General features: G+C 59.9%; 5 protein-coding genes. 2 read left to right on the top strand and 3 right to left on the bottom strand.

Going from position 1 to position 2,696, the window contains the following annotated elements; all coding sequences use genetic code 11:
- From tnpC to A3AY_RS0128370, 3 genes are all read right to left on the bottom strand, one after another.
- Positions 1-1,166, bottom strand: a 1,166-nt coding sequence (gene tnpC, locus A3AY_RS0128380; RefSeq protein ID WP_018329061.1) for an IS66 family transposase, incomplete at its 3' end; no start/stop codon positions are given.
- A gap of 73 nt (positions 1,167-1,239) precedes the next feature.
- Positions 1,240-1,584, bottom strand: a complete 345-nt coding sequence (tnpB, locus tag A3AY_RS0128375) for an IS66 family insertion sequence element accessory protein TnpB (protein ID WP_018329060.1) — start codon at positions 1,582-1,584, stop codon at positions 1,240-1,242.
- The gene (locus A3AY_RS0128370; protein WP_018329059.1) at positions 1,581-1,931 is read right to left on the bottom strand and encodes a transposase; all 351 of its coding nucleotides are present in this window, start codon (positions 1,929-1,931) and stop codon (positions 1,581-1,583) included. Before A3AY_RS0128370 ends, tnpB (A3AY_RS0128375) begins: the two co-directional genes overlap by 4 nt.
- A 221-nt stretch (positions 1,932-2,152) precedes the next feature.
- Between A3AY_RS0128370 and tnpA the strand changes: the two genes are divergently transcribed.
- Positions 2,153-2,563, top strand: a complete 411-nt coding sequence (gene tnpA / locus A3AY_RS0128365; protein ID WP_018329058.1) for an IS66-like element accessory protein TnpA — start codon at positions 2,153-2,155, stop codon at positions 2,561-2,563.
- Positions 2,560-2,696, top strand: a 137-nt coding sequence (gene tnpB / locus A3AY_RS41130; protein WP_018329057.1) for an IS66 family insertion sequence element accessory protein TnpB, incomplete at its 3' end; no start/stop codon positions are given. The genes tnpA and tnpB (A3AY_RS41130), both read left to right, overlap by 4 nt.

Here is a 2,696-nt window from a genome sequence, read left to right as displayed (position 1 = left end):
CCCCGGATGGTTTCCTCAATCTCCCAGAGCTTCGCCATACGCTCGACCGTCTCTGTGGCAACCTTTGAGGTTTTTGCGACATGCAACTCATAGAACTTTCTCCGACTGTGCGACCAGCAGCCAGCCAGGGTGACCCCGTCATTGCCACCATCCTTGCGGACAAGCTTATTGTAAGCACCGTATCCGTCGACTTGCAAAATCCCCTGATAGCCGCTCAGGTGCCGTGCAACGCACTCGGTCGCGCGACTGTCCTCGAAGCGATAGGCCACCATCGGCGGGCCACTGCCTCCGAAGGGGCGGTCATCCCTTGCATATGCCCATAGCCACGCCGTCTTTGCTGATCCGGAACCAGGCGCAAGTGTCGGCAAGGTCGTTTCATCGGCAAAAATCCGTTCGGCCTTCTTGATCTCGTTGAGGATGTAGTCCGCGAGGATGTTGAGCTCGAACCCCAGCTTGCCCATCCATTGGGCCATCAGCTTGCGGTCAAGTTCGACCTTGTCACGGGCGTAGATGGCTTCCTGGCGATAAAGTGGCAGGCCGTCGGCATATTTGGAGACGGCGATCTGGGCCAGAAGCGCTTCTGTTGGAATGCCGCCTTCGATGATGTGTGCCGGAGCCGCAGCCTGGATGACGCCGTCTTCGTTCTTAAAGGCATATTTCGGCCGGCGGGTGACGATGACCCGGAACTTCGCTGCGACGACGTCCAGCCGTTCGGAGACGTCTTCTCCGATTAGGATCTTCTGCTTACCCGCGTGTTCCGGCAACTCTTCCGGCTCGATCACGACCTCGACGCGCTCAAGATGCGGCGCGAAGCCCTTGCGTGGCCGCGGCGCACGTTTGGCATCCGCATTCCCGCGGCCCTTTGTGATCTGAGCTCTGATTGCCGCAATGCCAGTCTCGATTTCTTCGAAGACAAAGGCATGCTGCTCGTCGTCGACCGTGGATGCTGCAAGCTTTTCCGAACGCCGTCCAAAGCGAGCTCGATCGAATGCTTTCAAGATTTGCGTCAGCCGCTCAATGCGCTCATCGGCGTCAGCGTTCCGGGCCTGGAGGTCATCGACCTGCTTCTCCAAAGCCTCGACGCGGGCTGCCTTTGCGGCCATGGCAAGAACCATGGCTTTCAGTGCCTCTACATCATCCGGAAGCTCAAGATCGGGTGGCGTCATGGGTCTGATCAGAGCATATTTTGCTGCAATCCGCCCGTGGTTTCAGCCACCTGATTCACTTCGCCGCAGCGGTTTACCCAACAATTTCGGGAGGTTTGACTGGCGTGAAGCGAACCCGCTTCCAGTCCATTCCATCGACCAAAGCCAGAAGCTGCGCATGGTTGAGTTGGACCCGGCTATGGCCGATACGTGGCCAACAGAACTGCGCTTTCTCCAACCGCTTGGCATAGAGGCAAACCCCGGAACCATCCCACCAAACGATCTTGATCCGGTCCGCGCGCTTTGCCCGGAAGACATAGAGCGCCCCGTTGAACGGGTCACTGCCGGCATCGCGCACCAGCGACAGCAAACTGTCCGGTCCCTTGCGGAAGTCGATGGGATGGCTCGCAAGAAAGACCTTCACGCCCGACGGGATCATGCCGATCGCACCGCCCGGATCACTCGCCGCAGCTGTGCTTCATCGATATCAGCGCCAGCTCGGACAACGATATCGCCGATGACAAGCTCGATCACTGCTCTCGCGCCAACTGGCCCAGCTTCTATCTGAACAGCCGGATCCTGCGAAAGCGATCGTTGTCCGGCACGAGCATCGCGGCGCCAGCCAAACAGTTGGGACGGATGTATGCCGATGCGATGCGCAATCGCTGACACGCTTGCACCGGGCTCCATCGCCTCAGCCACAGCCCGCTCCTTGAATTCATCGGACCAGCGCCGCCGAAATTGCCGCGGCGCGCCCTCAAGCCGTTCCGGAACGGCCTCGATCATATGGAAGTTTCTAGTTCCAGAGCTAGGCGCAGACATAGAAGCTCACAGTTTGTGAATCGTCTGTCCGCAATACAGGGGCCAACGCTACCAACGCCAGATGGGCTTGCCGCTTACATTGAATTCAGCTCTCAGTCCGGCGAACCGTAAGCCCACGGTGGGGGCCGTCTTGCGAGGTTGATGCGAACATCGGAAGTCCTAGTGCAAACACTAGGAGTAGTCCTATGACCAAGCATCCGATTGAAGTGATCACGTCTGTCGAGCGCCGTCGGCGCTGGTCCCGCGAAGACAAGGAGCGGCTAGTTGCGGCCTGCCTTGAGCCCGGTGCGGTGCTTTCCGAGATCGCGCGATCTGCCGGCATCCACGTGAGCCAGCTCTTTCGGTGGCGCAAGGAGCTTTGCCAGATAGAGGAGCCGTCAGAGCAGGCGGCGAACATGCTGGTGCCGGTGATCGTCTCGCAGGCCGCGTCGGCAGCCCAGCCCTTGGCTACGGAAGCGCCAGCCCCATCGCAGTCCCGCCGGAAGCGTAGCGATGTGACGATTGAGCTGGGCCGCGGTCGCCGTGTACGCGTGGACAGCGACATAGACACGGAGGCGCTTGGCCGCATTCTCGATTGTGTGCTGGGTCGGCGATGATCCCGGTTCCTGCTGGTGTGAAGGTCTGGTTGGCGACCGGCCATACGGACATGCGCAAAGGCTTTCGCGGTCTGTCGCTGATGGTGCAAGAGACGCTGAAGCGCGATCCTGTCAACGGCGGAGCAAAAGCAGG

Source organism: Rhizobium giardinii bv. giardinii H152, from assembly GCF_000379605.1.
GTDB lineage: Bacteria > Pseudomonadota > Alphaproteobacteria > Rhizobiales > Rhizobiaceae > Pararhizobium > Pararhizobium giardinii.
This window is presented reverse-complemented; position numbering and strand designations above follow the sequence as displayed.

Excerpts from the sequence above, each read along its gene's own strand:
- tnpB (WP_018329060.1), bottom strand. The coding sequence starts at position 1,584 with ATGATCCCGTCGGGCGTGAAGGTCTTTCTTGCGAGCCATCCCATCGAC.
- A3AY_RS0128370 (WP_018329059.1), bottom strand. The coding sequence starts at position 1,931 with ATGATCGAGGCCGTTCCGGAACGGCTTGAGGGCGCGCCGCGGCAATTT.
- tnpA (WP_018329058.1), top strand. The coding sequence starts at position 2,153 with ATGACCAAGCATCCGATTGAAGTGATCACGTCTGTCGAGCGCCGTCGG.